The organism is Clostridium pacaense, from assembly GCF_020709765.2.
Classification (GTDB): domain Bacteria; phylum Bacillota; class Clostridia; order Lachnospirales; family Lachnospiraceae; genus Enterocloster; species Enterocloster hominis.
Genome location: NZ_JAJFEB020000009.1, coordinates 1 through 13,420 on the forward strand (window position 1 = coordinate 1; position 13,420 = coordinate 13,420).

Genomic DNA, 13,420 nt, shown 5'->3' on the forward strand with positions numbered 1-13,420 from the left:
GCCTGTTTGAAAATTCATTCCCGCCATCTGCACGCCCCACTTCGCGGTATATTTGGCCCCGATTCAGTCAGCGTAGCGGGCTACGCCTCCATCATCGGGACCAAATCTCCCACGAAGTGGGACGCACAGCTGACGGAAAGCAATTTTCAAACACGCTCTAAGGTGTGTTTGGAACCCCACAATATGGTTACGGAACCCATGTTACCCCCACATATAAGCATACATTGAAAGGAAGTAATCCCATGAACCAAAAACAATTGGAAGAAATGCTAACCGCTGCATGTAAGAAGGATCTGGCATCCTGCACCGACCAGGAGATTTATACCGGACTCCTGCATCTGGTAAAAGACCTGGCCGGAACCCACAGATCCGATGAAGGAAAGAAGAAGCTCTATTATATTTCCGCTGAATTCCTTATCGGAAAACTGCTGTCCAACAATATGATTAACCTTGGAATCTATGACGGCGTGAAATCCATCCTGGACAGCCACGGTAAGTCCTTAAGCCGGATTGAGGAGATAGAGCCGGAGCCATCCCTTGGCAACGGAGGACTTGGCCGCCTGGCCGCCTGTTTCCTGGATTCCATTGCAACCCTTGGATTAAACGGGGATGGAATCGGCCTGAATTATCATCTCGGCCTATTCAAGCAGCTGTTTAAGGATAACCTTCAGGATGAGGAACCTAATCCCTGGATTAAGGACACCTCATGGCTCACCAAGACAGATGTAACCTATGAGATTCCCTACAAGGGCTTTACCCTGACATCCAGGATGTACGACATCCAGGTAACCGGTTATGGGAACCGCACCAATACCCTCCATCTGTTCGACGTGGAGACCGTGGATGAATCCCTGGTAACAGAAGGCATTTCCTTTGACAAGAAGGACATACGGAAGAACCTTACCCTGTTCCTGTACCCGGACGACAGTGACAAGGCGGGCCAGGTCCTGCGCATCTACCAGCAGTATTTCATGGTCAGCAATGCCGCGCGCCTGATTCTGGCAGAAGCGCTCAGCAAAGGCTCCAGCCTTTACGACCTGCCCGACTACGCGGTCATCCAGATTAATGACACCCATCCGACCATGGTCATACCGGAGCTGATCCGTCTGCTCACCGCGGAGCACGGCATGGAAATGGACGATGCCATCCAGGTTGTAAGCAGGACCTGCGCTTACACCAACCACACCATCCTGGCAGAGGCACTGGAAACATGGCCCATGGAATATTTCAAGGAAACCGTGCCCCAGCTGATTCCAATCATGGAAGTGCTGGACGACAAGGTGCGCCGCAGATTTGACGACCAGTCCGTGGCCATCATTGACAAAGGCGACCGGGTCCATATGGCCCATATCGACATCCACTACGGCTTCAGCGTCAACGGCGTGGCTGCCCTTCACACGGATATCCTGAAGGAAAATGAACTGCATAACTTTTATCAGATTTATCCTGAAAAATTCAACAACAAGACAAACGGCATCACCTTCCGCCGGTGGCTCCTCCACTGCAATCCCCAGCTGACCGCGCTGATTGAGGAATTAACCGGCAGCGGGTTCAGGAAGGATGCCATGGAGTTAAAGAAACTGGGCGCCCCGGAATTCATGAATAACATGAAGACCCTGCACCGCCTCTTAGCCATCAAGGATGGGAAAAAAGAGGACCTGGCCCTGTACCTTAAGGAGACACAGGGGGTGGATGTGAATCCCCAGTCCATTTTTGACATCCAGATCAAGCGCCTTCATGAGTACAAGCGCCAGCAGATGAACGCCCTGTACCTGGTACACAAATACCTGGAGATTAAGAAGGGTAAAAAACCGACCACCCCCATCACTGCCATATTCGGGGCCAAGGCAGCCCCTGCCTATGTGATTGCAAAGGATATCATCCACATGATCCTCTGCCTGGAGCAGATCATCGACAATGACCCGGATGTAAAACCATGGCTTCAGGTAATCATGGTCAATAACTACAACGTGACCCTGGCTGAGAAGCTGATACCTGCCTGCGATATTTCCGAGCAGATCTCCCTTGCCTCCAAGGAGGCCAGCGGTACGGGCAACATGAAGTTCATGCTGAACGGCGCCGTAACCCTGGGCACGGACGATGGGGCCAATATGGAAATCCATGAACTTGTGGGGGATGACAATATCTATATCTTTGGCGATTCCAGCGAAACGGTGATCCAGCGTTACAAGGACGGGAGCTACTGCTCCAGGGCCTACTACGAAGCGGACCCATCCATCCGGGAGGCCGTGGACTTCATCACCGGCCCCCAGATGCTGGCCGTGGGTTCAAAGGAACACCTGGAGCGTCTGTCCAACGAACTGCTGAGCAAGGACTGGTTCATGACCTTCCCTGACTTTGATGCATACTGCAGGGCCAAGGAACAGGCTTACAATGATTATGAGAACCGCACAGAATGGGCCAGGAAAATGCTGGTCAATATCAGCCAGGCCGGTTTCTTCTCTTCCGACCGCACCATTGAAGAATATAACCGGGATATATGGAAGCTGGACTAAGCTTTTTTAGATGGGATATTGGATTTTAACCTCATTTGTAATATATTTGGAAGAAATTTCATAAAATCTTCAAAATCATGTGATATCTTATGTGCTATACTATTACAATGCAGTGTGAGCACAATTCAGATACATACATGAAAAGGAGTAACCCAGATATGAACAAATTAACGGCGGCGGCCCTCCCGCTTGCCATGACGGCAGCACTTGCGGCAGCCCCAATCCATACAGCACTTGACGGAGCCTATGGCCACATTCCATCCCTGACAGGAGAAGCAGGCTCAGTCCAGACATCCTCCCTTGGGGATGCAGGCGCAGGCCAGACATTCTCCCTCGGCGATGCAGGCTCAGGCCAGACATTCTCCCTCGGCGATGCAGGCTCAGTCCAGACATTCTCCCTCGGCGATGCAGGCTCAGTCCAGACATTCTCCCTCGGCGATGCAGGCTCAGGCCAGATATTCTCCCTTTGCGATGCAGCCTCCCCCAACAATTCATTTTCCCCATACGCAGTAGGTCCTGGACTCAACAACCTTTCCACCCGGGACGACTACGCGGCCTACCAATGGGCCTTTAAGAACGACGGACAGGTACAGAAGATTGAGCGGAAGCTGGATATAAAGACAGTGGATCCCATTGTCAAGACAGATGAAAACGGGGTGGACACCATATCCCTTCCGCCCCTTGGTCCCAGCAACTTCAAGGCCAGCACCATTGATGCGGTAAAGGGGATTGATATCAACCTCCAGCCTGCCTGGGAGCTTTATGATCAGATTGAGAATAAGCGCCCGGTCATCGTGGCAATCATTGACACGGGTATTGATGTGGATCATCCGGACCTTAAGGACGCCATATGGGTCAATGAGGATGAGATTCCCGGTGACGGGATTGACAATGACGGCAATGGCTTCATCGATGATGTGAACGGCTGGAACTTCATTGACAATAACAACCAGCTCTACACCGGTAAGGAAGACAACCACGGCACCCACGCGGCAGGCACCATTGCCGCCTCCAGGAACAACGGCGGTTCAGTGGGAATCACGGATAACCAGTATGTCAAGATCATGTCCATCAAAGCCCTGGGCGGCGAGGAAGGAAAGGGCAGCCCTGAAAGCGTCATTGCCGCCATCCGCTACGCCGAGGCCAATGGCGCCCAAATATGCAACCTAAGCTTTGGTTCTGAAAATTACACCGAGGAGTTCCGTGCAGCCATCCAGAATTCCAAGATGCTGTTCGTGGTTGCGGCGGGCAATGGGAACGAGGACGAAATCGGCTACAATATAGATAAGAATCCTGTCTACCCAGCCAGCCTTCCATATGACAATATCATAACCGTGGCTAACCTGATATTCAACGGCAAGCTGGACAGAAGCTCCAACTACGGTCCGGTCAGCGTGGATATTGCCGCCCCGGGCACATTCATCCTAAGCACCATCCCGGATAAATCCTTCGCCTTCATGTCCGGCACCTCCATGGCAGCGCCCATGGTAACGGGAGCAGCCGCCATGCTGTACTCCGCCCGCCCGGAACTGAGCCTTCAGGATGTGAAGAATATCCTCATCACCTCGGCCCATAAGCTGGATACCCTGAACGGAAGGGTATATAGCGGCGGGATGCTGGATGTGTATTCAGCCCTTCAGTGGGCAAGACAATAAGATGACATACAACAAAACAGGACGGGGCATTGCTTAAACCCGTCCTGTTTTGTTAACCCTGAGAGCATTTCCTCATCTCCAGAATCCCTTTCTTCAATAATCCCAGTTCACTGTCACAGCTGAACATAGTCATACCTTTACAGCGGCACTGTTTAATCAATTCAGTTTTGGATGTAATGATTCCGCTGGGTAACCCTGCTTTTCCTGTTACCTCAATCACAGTGCTGATGCAGTTTTCCATTGCCGGAGCAGAAAAGTCCCCCATTGTCCCCAGGTCACACGCCAGGTCATTGGGGCCGATGAAAACGCCATCCAGTCCGGGAACTGAAACGATATCGCCTATATTAGCAACTCCCTTTTGGGTTTCAATCTGAGCAAACAGCATAACCCGTCCATTGGCTGCCGATGTATACTCCTGCAGGCTCCCTGGATTGTAATTACTGTGGGGACGCATGGTAGATATGCCCCGTTTTCCTTCAGGTGCATATTTTCCGTACCTCACCAGCATCCGGGCCTGTTCTTTTGTCTCCAGCATGGGAACCAGAAGTCCGTCCACGCCTGCGTCCAGATACTTCTGGATACAATCCCGCGCCACGTTCGGGATCCTGACAATTACAGGAAAATGGATTCCATTCCCCACTGCTGCTATAGCCGCTACCTGTGAATAGTCAAAATATCCGTGCTCACAATCCACAATCACATAATCAAGCCCTGACGCCTGCATCAAACGCAGCAGGTTTGGAGCCGCGATTTCCGACAGGAATACACCGGTTACTTCCTGCCCCCTTCTGATTTTCTGTTTCATCCCAATCCATCCTTTCCACACACTTAAGAACTAATTTCTGCATTCCTCTGAAAACCTCGTCATCCGCGGCACAGACAACCTCCTGAATCCCCACTTCCCGCTGTATGGCCGCCTGTAATTCCCTGTTTTTCAGGACTGCGCCCCCTGTAAAGTATATGGTTCCATTCCGCTCTTCCTGTCCGCGCAGATAATCCGCAAATTCCCGGTATTTTCTTCCAAAGTCTATTGCAGTAGCCCACATTACATTTTTAAGTTTCAGATTATCATGGTTTATATGCCGGATATTCCCATCTGCCAGCCTATCCGGCAGTTCATAGAACCCACAGTCCACTTCCAGCCCCTGTGTGTCATGCCAGGGCTCCATCTGATGCAGTCTGTTCCATATCTCTTCCCGTTCCAGGGATGAACCGAATACCTGTCTCCCTATATCCCGGATATAATCAATCTGTATATCGAAATTCCTCCCTCCCGGCATGCGGGATATGACATTACAATAATTGTTCTCATAGAAAGGCCTTATTTCATAATTTCCCGGTACAAACCGATCCGTTATGTAAATCAGTTGTCCGCTGGTCCCTATATTAATAATAAGGTCCCCTGTCACAGCATCTGTCCCATATACACTGGTCTGTACATCCCCCACATCTGGAAACACCCCTAAGCGTACGTCCCCCGCCTGATAATACCCGCAGCACTCCATCTGACTGGTTATGGCAGGAAGCTTTATAAATCCCAGTCCGGCCTGTTCCAGCATATCAGTACGCCATGTGTTATCCAGGATATTGGCAAATCCCATGGGGGCGGCATTTGTAATATGACAGATTCCATTTCCTGTCAGCTTTTCAATAATATAAGAGCCAAGAGTATGTACATGTGTCTCACATTTCCTTGATAACCCCTGTTCCTCAAATAAAGTATACAGATTGCACAGCGCCAATGCAGGTTTTATGTAAACACCGTTGGGTTCCATCATTTCCCTGGAAAATTTTTCCTTCAGTTCTTCTATATAACTGTATCCACTACTTTTCCTGCGCTTCAGGCACCTGGTATCCTGCCACGAAATATAAATATCCCCTTCCATTTCCGGATGGCAGACAACGCATCCATGCTGCTGGGTAGAAAACAGGATTCCAGATGTATCCGGATGCTTCCTGCAGCAGTCATGGATGATTCCCTTTACTATCCCTACCACTTCCATGGCATCATTCTCATAATAACTACTGTCATGGTTTGCCTTTCTGGGAGGCGTGGGATATTTTGCCTTCTCTATCTGAGTCTTCAGGCCTACATCAAACAGACCGGTTTTTATGAATGTGCTCCCTATATCTACCATTATAAATTTCATGGACTATCCCCTCTATTTTATCAGCATATTCGGGATTCCGGTTACAAGCCCCGGAAACGCCCATAATATAATAACCTCAACCATCAGAACAACCAAAAACGGCCAGAGTTTTTTACATACCTGTTCCATGGATAGATACTCTATGCTGCAGGTCGTCATCAGCACCACCCCAACCGGCGGCGTGATATTGCCTATCATCGCAATTACAATAATACAGATACCCGCATGAACCGGATCAAATCCCGCTGCATTCAATAAGGGCAGTATCATCGGAACGAATACCATGATATTCACATTTGGGTCACTCAAACAGCCAAGTATCAGAAACAGCACGGTAATACAAAGAGCCACTAAAAACTTGCTGTCACCTGCAAATGATGTGAGAAGCGCATATAATTTGACCTGCAGATTCTCCGCTGTCATGACAAAGCTGAAACATTTAGCCGCTGGAATCACAAGAAGCACAGAGCCGCTGGTGATAAATACACGCTTCAGGCTTTCAATAAAATCTTTTATCTTCATGGTACGGTATACCATACCCCCCAGTACCAGGGCATATAATACTGCCAGCGCAGCCGCTTCCGTGGTAGTAACCACTCCCATGTAGATACCTCCTAAGAGGATAGCCGGGGTCATAAGCGGAAGTATGCATGAAAACAGGGAATACAACAAATGCACCAGATAATACCGCCATCCCTGCCACTTCAGCCTTGGCCCATTGTGCCGCAGGGAATAAAGGTATACATATGCCATCAGGATAAGGCCCATGACCACTCCTGGCAGTATACCGCCAAACAATAGACGTCCTACCGATACATTGGCCACCATGGCATAAACAACCGCGGGAATACTTGGCGGGATGATAGGGCCTACGGTAGAGGAAGCAACTGTGGTAGATGCACTGAATTCCCTGTCAAAACCTTCATCCACCATGGCCTGATAAGCCAGGTGTCCGATTCCTCCGGCATCTGCCACGGCAGAACCTGACATTCCGGCAAAAATGATACTTGTTGTAATATTAACGTGCCCCATACCTCCCGGTATATATCCCACCATGTCCCGGCAGAATTTAAAAATCCGGTCCGCCACAGATGTACGGTTCATTACTTCAGCAGTAAGGATAAACAGCGGAATCGCTACCAGGGCAAAATTATTAAGTCCTGTAAACATCTTTGTTCCCATGATGGCGAGTCCCATCCCACTGTTTAATGCGTACAGGAAGGAGGATATAATCATGGACGCCGCAATAGGCATCCCTAATAAAAAGAATACGATAAAACTAACTAAAAACAATGTGATACTAGACATTTGCCTTTCCTCCCCCCTTATGTTCCCTCATGAAGCATTGGGTATCCATTATTATGTTACACACAATATGGTAACTCATAAGACCGAAACTCACAGGCAGGATTGCATACACATACTTTAAAGGAAGTCTCATGACACTGGATATTGCCAACTGCCCCAGAAGTTCAATGAGGGCCGGAATATACATCACAAAAAATACCAGCATAATTATGTTCATCAACTGCCTTATCGCATATTGGACAGATTTTGGAAACAAGCTTACAAAGGCAGAAACATTTAAATGCTTATCATCGCCCATTGTATAAGCTGAGGCCAGGAATCCCATCCACACAAACAGGAATTGATTCAGCTCGTCAGACCAGTTAAATCCACTGTGCAGGCAGTACCGCAGCATGGCATTGGAAATCATGACTGTAAATAGCACGCCAAGACAGATGCATCCACAGGCCTTTTCCATCTGTTTCAGTTTTGTGTTAATCCAAAAAATCCCCCGTAATGCCTTTTCCATGGAACTTCTCCCCTTCTGCTGTTATTTCATCGCCTGAATCTGATTGTACCGTTCTTTCCATGCAGGATAATTCTCTACCACCTTCCGTGCATTTTCCTTAAATGGCGTGGTGTTAATATCCTCAATTAATGTCATACCGTTGGACAGGCATTCGTCAATCAGGGCAGACTCATTTTCAACGGTCATTTTATCCACGTTATTTCCCATATTGGTAAATACATCTGAGAAAATAGCCTTGTCATCCTCAGGCAGTGCATCCCACAAACCCTGATTAATGATGGTCGATGAGCATGCAAGCATATGCTGTGTCATAATCAGATAATCCTGGACTTCATAGAACTTCATGGTCACAATCTGCGTTACCGGATTTTCCTCGCAGTCCGCAACGCCTGTCTGCAGTGACATGTACACATCCTCAATGGGAATCGAGGTAATGGATACCTGGAAAACATCCTTCAGCGTGGAGTACGGCTCAAAGTTCACGCACCGCAGGGTCAGCCCGTTAAAATCCTCCAATGCTCGTATCTCCTTATTGGCAGTCAGATTGCGGAAACCGAAATTATACATATTCAGCTGATTAATGCCTCCCACTGCTTTACTGATTTCTCCACGCATCTGCGTACATAAATCACTTTCTTTAAATGTCTGCCAATGTTCATAGCTATCAAAGCAATAGGGCGCAAACAGTACGCCTGCTGCTTCCAGCCAGTCTGACGCACTGTCCAGACATGCGATATCCAGAGTCCCCATCTGGCATGCTGTAATACTGTCCGTATAATTTCCATATGTACCGTTCGGATAAATGATTAGCTTATACCGTCCCCCGGTCTTATCATAAAGTTCATCCGATGCCTGCAAGAACGCCTGATGGACCGGATGGCTTTCAGCAAATACATGAGATACCTTAAGCTCCCTGGTTTCCGCATCCCCGTCTGCCAGTACAGGTGTTTCCTCACTTTTTTCCATCTCTGTCGAGGAAACAGCCTCCTTCCCAACAGATGAGCCCGCCGATTTCGTCTGTGAAGAACCTCCCCCTGAACAAGCCGTAATACCTAGTACAGCCATTGTCAATGCCAACCCCATTACCACTGATTTTTTCATATACCCTTCTCCTTTTCATTTTAGATGTGATTTAAATTATCCATTATTAATGTAGCACAATTTTAAAAAAGTGTCAACTTGTTAATATAAAATGTCGACACTTTTTTCGCAATCCCATTTGCAAAAAGGGGCTGTCGGTTAATACCGATTTTTAGGCTTCTCACCAAAAAATAAGAAGTTCCTTTTACTGCTTATTTTAGGCCGGAATTTCCCCTCATTCCCATATTTCAGAACGCGCCTCTGTCTAAGCTGTTTTCTCATCGCTTTTTCCTCCAAATGCTTGGATTTCGTGTTTGGATTTCGTGTTTGGATCCCGTGTTTGGATTCCGTGTTTGGATCCCACCCTGAAGGAACTGGTGATATTGATTATATTTCGGCCAATCGCGTACAGCATGAACTCTTTATCCGCTATGTGAATGGATTAGAATCAGATGTGCAGCGAATCAATCTCATACTTGTATTTCCAACTTTTAGAGGGTATACTTTTAATATACAGAATAGCCAGCAATTGCTCTATAAGCCAGCTATGGTGATTGCTGCTATATAGATAAAACGTACTTGATGCGTCATGGTAAGAACTATCTAAGCCAATATTCCGGAAAACATCGGTTATAAAAAGGTGCCATAAAAGGAGGTTTTATTTGAATAAAAAACCATTGCCAATCGGCAACGATGAATTTAGGGAGGTACGGGAGCAGGGGTACTATTATATCGACAAGTCTCTGATGATTCGGGATTTTTTAGTGATGGGTGATAAGGTTGCCCTGATTGCGAGGCCGCGAAGGTTTGGAAAAACACTCAACATGACTATGATGCGGGAATTTTTTGACATCACAGTCGAAAGCAGACAGATATTTGATAGACTTGCAATTTCAAATACCTCATTTGCCAAGCAAATGAACAGTTGTCCAGTCATTTTTCTAACCTTGAAAAACTGCAAAGGCGCCACCGCCGATGAATTGATATTTACGCTAAAAAAGGAGCTTTTGCGTGAGTTCCTTCGCTATGAAGCAGTAGCGGAAGAAAAACTGGACCACGATTCATATGATTATGAGAACTATAGGGATATCTTAAATACGTTAAAAGATAAAAATTCTTCTTATATTTATTTAACAACGAGTCTTGTAGATTTCACCAGGATCGTGGCTGCATGTTATGGCATCTCTCCGATTCTATTGATTGATGAGTATGATCAACCCATCATGAGCAGTTACGAATACAATTATCACGACACGCTGGGAACGTTTTTTTCCACATTTTTTGGAGCAGCCCTAAAAGGTAACCCATCCTTAGGACATGCCTTGCTTACAGGCATCCAACGAGTCGCAAAGGAAAGTATTTTCTCACAATTGAACAACCCAAAAGTGTACACCGTAATGAGTCACCAGTATGCACCTTATTTCGGGCTGACAGCGGGTGAAACGGAAACGCTCTTAAACGCCTACGGGCTTTCCTTAACAACAGATGTACAGCAGATGTATGACGGCTATCTCTTTTCTGGAATTGGGATGTATAATCCCTGGTCCATCCTGAACTATGCAGATAATGCCTTTCTTGATAATTACTGGACCAATACTTCATCCAATTATCTAATCCGGCAGGCACTGGAAAAGGCTACAGCAAGTTTTTGGCAGGATTTTGATGTCCTGGCAAGCGGAGCCGAAACTACCGTCTGGCTCAACCTGGATACATCGTATGTTGAGCGGGAGAGCAATTACAGTCTTTGGGGATTATTAGTCAATGCTGGTTACTTAACCGTCATCAAAAGAAATGATGCCACCTCGACCGTGGTAAAAATTCCTAACAACGAAGTAATGACTGAATTCCTGATGCTTGGTATGTGCATGACGCTGCGCGGTTCTTATGAGGTAACCAGTAATCTGGAGGCAGGACTTGGACGCAGCGATATCACCCTGCGGGCCCTAATACCAAATAAGCCCCATATTATAATCGAATTTAAACAAGGTATTGATTTAGAAACTCTGGCAAAAGAGGCGCTTGACCAAATCATGAAACAGGAATATTATCATACTCTAAGGGGAAATATTCTATGTATCGGGCTTGCGCATGATAAGAAACGGTGTAAGATAAAGCATGAAATGATTAATAACTGATATTCGTTAAACCGGAATTTCGCGAATACCCCCCCCCCCCCACTGTCGGTCTCAGACATGAGCTTTATCATGTGCTGTCCCACCAAATGTGAATAGAAAGCATTTTCCAAATGATTTAAGGGATTTTGTACAGAAAAGCATCAAAAGCTTTACATTATATCGACAGAATATTAGAATATATAATATTATTGCCCGTATAATGGGGTTAAAACCCTCGCCTTCCAAGCGAAATCTTTGGATTAACCCCAATTCTTCGGGTTTAGAAAAAACAGGAATACTAAACCCGAGGTGAATAACATGGAAACTGAACGTGTGATATTGAATATCATTGTGTAAATGTAAGTTCCCATACGTCCCCGGACAGTCCCTTGACTATTTCTCCATATGCACACTATTCAATACAGATTTGGATATTATCTCCGCATCCATAATATGTTTCTTTAATTCCTGGTAACTGTCCTCATCATCTGACAGCCACAACTCATATAACCGCCGGTGTTTTTCAAAAAAAGTAGCTGCATATTCCTCACCATATCCGGCAGATGTATTAAAAGTCATGAGCGTATAGATAAGCTGGGCATTGCTTTCCCAGGCGTTTATGACAAAAAGATTGCCTGAAGAACGTACCTGCGCCCTATGGAACTGGACATCCAGGTCATACCAGTCAACATTCCCATCATTGGACAGGCATGCTTTCTCTATCTTTTCCAGTACCTTTGCAATTAAAGGAAACATGGAGTTTTTCTGGTTCAGCATTAATCTTAGGGCTTCCTGTTCCAGCAGGCAACGGAAATTATATAATTCCATCACCTGTTTTTCAGTAAATTCCACCACTTCCCGCCGTCCGTTACTGTGTGTGATAATCAGTCCTTCGCTGGATAGGATCTGCAGTGCTGTCCTCACGGAACTTCTGCTTGCGCAAAAACGCCGGGCCAGTTGGTTTTCCGCCAGCTTATCACCTTTCTTAATCGTCTGACGCAGGATATCCAGACGCAACTGTGTGGCTATTTTGTCCGGTGCAGCCGCAGACCCACGGTTTACCACATTCCTCTCCTGTACCATCTGATGGATTTTATTACTTAGCATCTCATTAACAGGTACTGCAATGCCGGCCTTTCTGCCCAGTTCCAATACAGTATCGCCTAATATATCCATCTCCAGAGGGCGTCCCTGCCAATAATCCTGCAGCATGGAAGACCGTCCCTGGAAGGTCAGGTTTTGCAGGCTGTCTTCCCAGGCCCTGATATTTTCTTCACTTAAGGAAACATTGAAATGATTGGCCAGGGCAATAATCTCGCGCTGGGCACTTCTCATTGTCTCCATGGCTTCTTCGCTCTCCCGCATCTGGCCATAATTCATCTGATACGCTGTACTGGTCTGATTACATCCCACATTGATAAGGAACTTCTCCCAAAGCTTGTATTCCATATCCTCCGGTATCTGGTAATCAATACCGCTGGCCTCCAGAAATGCAGATACTTCCCGCACCGGTTCTGAATATTGCCCTTTGTTTATCTTCTCTCCAAAATACAGGCATCCCGGCTTATTAAAGGTCACCTGGCTGCCGTTCCTGTTGGCATCCGCGCCTGTGACAGTTGCATACAGCACATGTCCATCACCAAACGCCTGAATCAGTCTCTCCTCACTCGTCAACCCGTTTAACAGCGACAATATTCTGGTGTCCGGCCCCACCATTGACGCCATATGCTTAATCACATCCGGCAGATGATATGACTTTACAGCCACAATAATCAAATCCATAGGATGGTTCATCTGTTCTTCAAAAGAACAGTATTGCAGAGAAAGTTTCCGGCCATTCACTACGGCAGGGTTCTCCCTATATCTCCGGGAATCCTTCACCATACCATACAGATTGACATCTTTATTACATTCTGCAATCTGCCAGGCATACCCGGCCCCCATTGCGCCCAGCCCAATTATTGCTACTTCTCTTATTTTTCTCATCATACAACCCTCTCAACTACCTTCTGACACCGCCCAGGCCTGTCACGTTATTTAAATCCTGACTCTATCTTACGAAGATTTTGACATTTACGCAAGTTTTATT

At 46.8% G+C, this 13,420-nt stretch carries 10 protein-coding genes and 2 pseudogenes; 4 read left to right on the forward strand and 8 right to left on the reverse strand.

Features of this window, described 5'->3' with window-relative positions:
* Nucleotides 1–129: pseudogene (locus LK536_RS45130) on the reverse strand (DUF6783 domain-containing protein); the annotation flags it as partial.
* On the opposite strand from LK536_RS45130, the pseudogene LK536_RS45135 reads away from it, so the two are divergent.
* From LK536_RS45135 to LK536_RS45145, 3 genes and pseudogenes are all read left to right on the forward strand, one after another.
* Nucleotides 67–228: pseudogene (locus LK536_RS45135) on the forward strand (DUF6783 domain-containing protein); the annotation flags it as partial. The pseudogenes LK536_RS45130 and LK536_RS45135 sit on opposite strands and share 63 nt — an antisense overlap.
* 14 nt (nucleotides 229–242) lie before the next feature.
* The gene (locus tag LK536_RS45140) at nucleotides 243–2,516 is read left to right on the forward strand and encodes a glycogen/starch/alpha-glucan phosphorylase (protein WP_227795771.1); all 2,274 of its coding nucleotides are present in this window, start codon (nucleotides 243–245) and stop codon (nucleotides 2,514–2,516) included.
* A gap of 158 nt (nucleotides 2,517–2,674) precedes the next feature.
* Complete coding sequence (locus tag LK536_RS45145; protein WP_227795772.1) at nucleotides 2,675–4,171, forward strand: S8 family peptidase; 1,497 nt, start codon at nucleotides 2,675–2,677, stop codon at nucleotides 4,169–4,171.
* 52 nt (nucleotides 4,172–4,223) lie between these two features.
* Here LK536_RS45145 and LK536_RS45150 read toward each other — a convergent pair whose 3' ends face one another.
* Genes LK536_RS45150 through LK536_RS45175 form a run of 6 tightly spaced genes read right to left on the reverse strand, consistent with a single transcriptional unit; the run spans nucleotide 4,224 to nucleotide 9,257 of the window.
* Nucleotides 4,224–4,976 (reverse strand): HpcH/HpaI aldolase family protein, encoded by a 753-nt coding sequence (locus LK536_RS45150; protein ID WP_227795773.1) that lies wholly within the window; start codon nucleotides 4,974–4,976, stop codon nucleotides 4,224–4,226.
* Nucleotides 4,876–6,321: a sedoheptulokinase gene (locus tag LK536_RS45155; RefSeq protein WP_227795774.1), complete on the reverse strand. Its 1,446-nt coding sequence runs from the start codon at nucleotides 6,319–6,321 to the stop codon at nucleotides 4,876–4,878. The genes LK536_RS45150 and LK536_RS45155 overlap by 101 nt, the downstream gene beginning before the upstream one ends.
* A 12-nt stretch (nucleotides 6,322–6,333) precedes the next feature.
* On the reverse strand, nucleotides 6,334–7,629 hold the full coding sequence (locus LK536_RS45160) for a TRAP transporter large permease (RefSeq protein WP_227795775.1): 1,296 nt from the start codon (nucleotides 7,627–7,629) through the stop codon (nucleotides 6,334–6,336).
* Complete coding sequence (locus LK536_RS45165) at nucleotides 7,622–8,137, reverse strand: TRAP transporter small permease (protein ID WP_227795776.1); 516 nt, start codon at nucleotides 8,135–8,137, stop codon at nucleotides 7,622–7,624. The genes LK536_RS45160 and LK536_RS45165 overlap by 8 nt, the downstream gene beginning before the upstream one ends.
* A gap of 21 nt (nucleotides 8,138–8,158) precedes the next feature.
* Nucleotides 8,159–9,103 carry a TRAP transporter substrate-binding protein DctP gene (locus LK536_RS45170; RefSeq protein ID WP_506092166.1) on the reverse strand — a complete coding sequence of 315 codons (945 nt, stop codon included), beginning with the start codon at nucleotides 9,101–9,103 and terminating at the stop codon, nucleotides 8,159–8,161.
* Nucleotides 9,090–9,257, reverse strand: coding sequence for a hypothetical protein (locus LK536_RS45175; RefSeq protein ID WP_506092167.1), 168 nt, complete (start codon nucleotides 9,255–9,257; stop codon nucleotides 9,090–9,092). Before LK536_RS45175 ends, LK536_RS45170 begins: the two co-directional genes overlap by 14 nt.
* Before the next feature lie 622 nt (nucleotides 9,258–9,879).
* Here LK536_RS45175 and LK536_RS45180 point away from each other — a divergent pair.
* A complete protein-coding gene (locus LK536_RS45180; RefSeq protein WP_227795778.1) occupies nucleotides 9,880–11,352 on the forward strand; it encodes an AAA family ATPase in 1,473 nt (490 codons plus the stop codon).
* Nucleotides 11,353–11,724: 372 nt separating this feature from the next.
* Here the strand turns inward: LK536_RS45180 and LK536_RS45185 are convergent, their stop codons facing one another.
* The gene (locus LK536_RS45185; RefSeq protein WP_506092168.1) at nucleotides 11,725–13,317 is read right to left on the reverse strand and encodes a 2-dehydropantoate 2-reductase; all 1,593 of its coding nucleotides are present in this window, start codon (nucleotides 13,315–13,317) and stop codon (nucleotides 11,725–11,727) included.
* Nucleotides 13,318–13,420 lie beyond the last annotated feature (103 nt).

What these genes read in the sequence shown, in the direction of transcription:
- LK536_RS45160 (WP_227795775.1), bottom strand. Translation starts at nt 7,629, where the DNA reads ATGTCTAGTATCACATTGTTTTTAGTTAGTTTTATCGTATTCTTTTTA.
- LK536_RS45165 (WP_227795776.1), bottom strand. Translation starts at nt 8,137, where the DNA reads ATGGAAAAGGCATTACGGGGGATTTTTTGGATTAACACAAAACTGAAA.
- LK536_RS45185 (WP_506092168.1), bottom strand. Translation starts at nt 13,317, where the DNA reads ATGAGAAAAATAAGAGAAGTAGCAATAATTGGGCTGGGCGCAATGGGG.
- LK536_RS45145 (WP_227795772.1), top strand. Translation starts at nt 2,675, where the DNA reads ATGAACAAATTAACGGCGGCGGCCCTCCCGCTTGCCATGACGGCAGCA.
- LK536_RS45155 (WP_227795774.1), bottom strand. Translation starts at nt 6,321, where the DNA reads ATGAAATTTATAATGGTAGATATAGGGAGCACATTCATAAAAACCGGT.
- LK536_RS45170 (WP_506092166.1), bottom strand. Translation starts at nt 9,103, where the DNA reads ATGGAAAAAAGTGAGGAAACACCTGTACTGGCAGACGGGGATGCGGAA.
- LK536_RS45140 (WP_227795771.1), top strand. Translation starts at nt 243, where the DNA reads ATGAACCAAAAACAATTGGAAGAAATGCTAACCGCTGCATGTAAGAAG.
- LK536_RS45175 (WP_506092167.1), bottom strand. Translation starts at nt 9,257, where the DNA reads ATGAAAAGGAGAAGGGTATATGAAAAAATCAGTGGTAATGGGGTTGGC.
- LK536_RS45150 (WP_227795773.1), bottom strand. Translation starts at nt 4,976, where the DNA reads ATGAAACAGAAAATCAGAAGGGGGCAGGAAGTAACCGGTGTATTCCTG.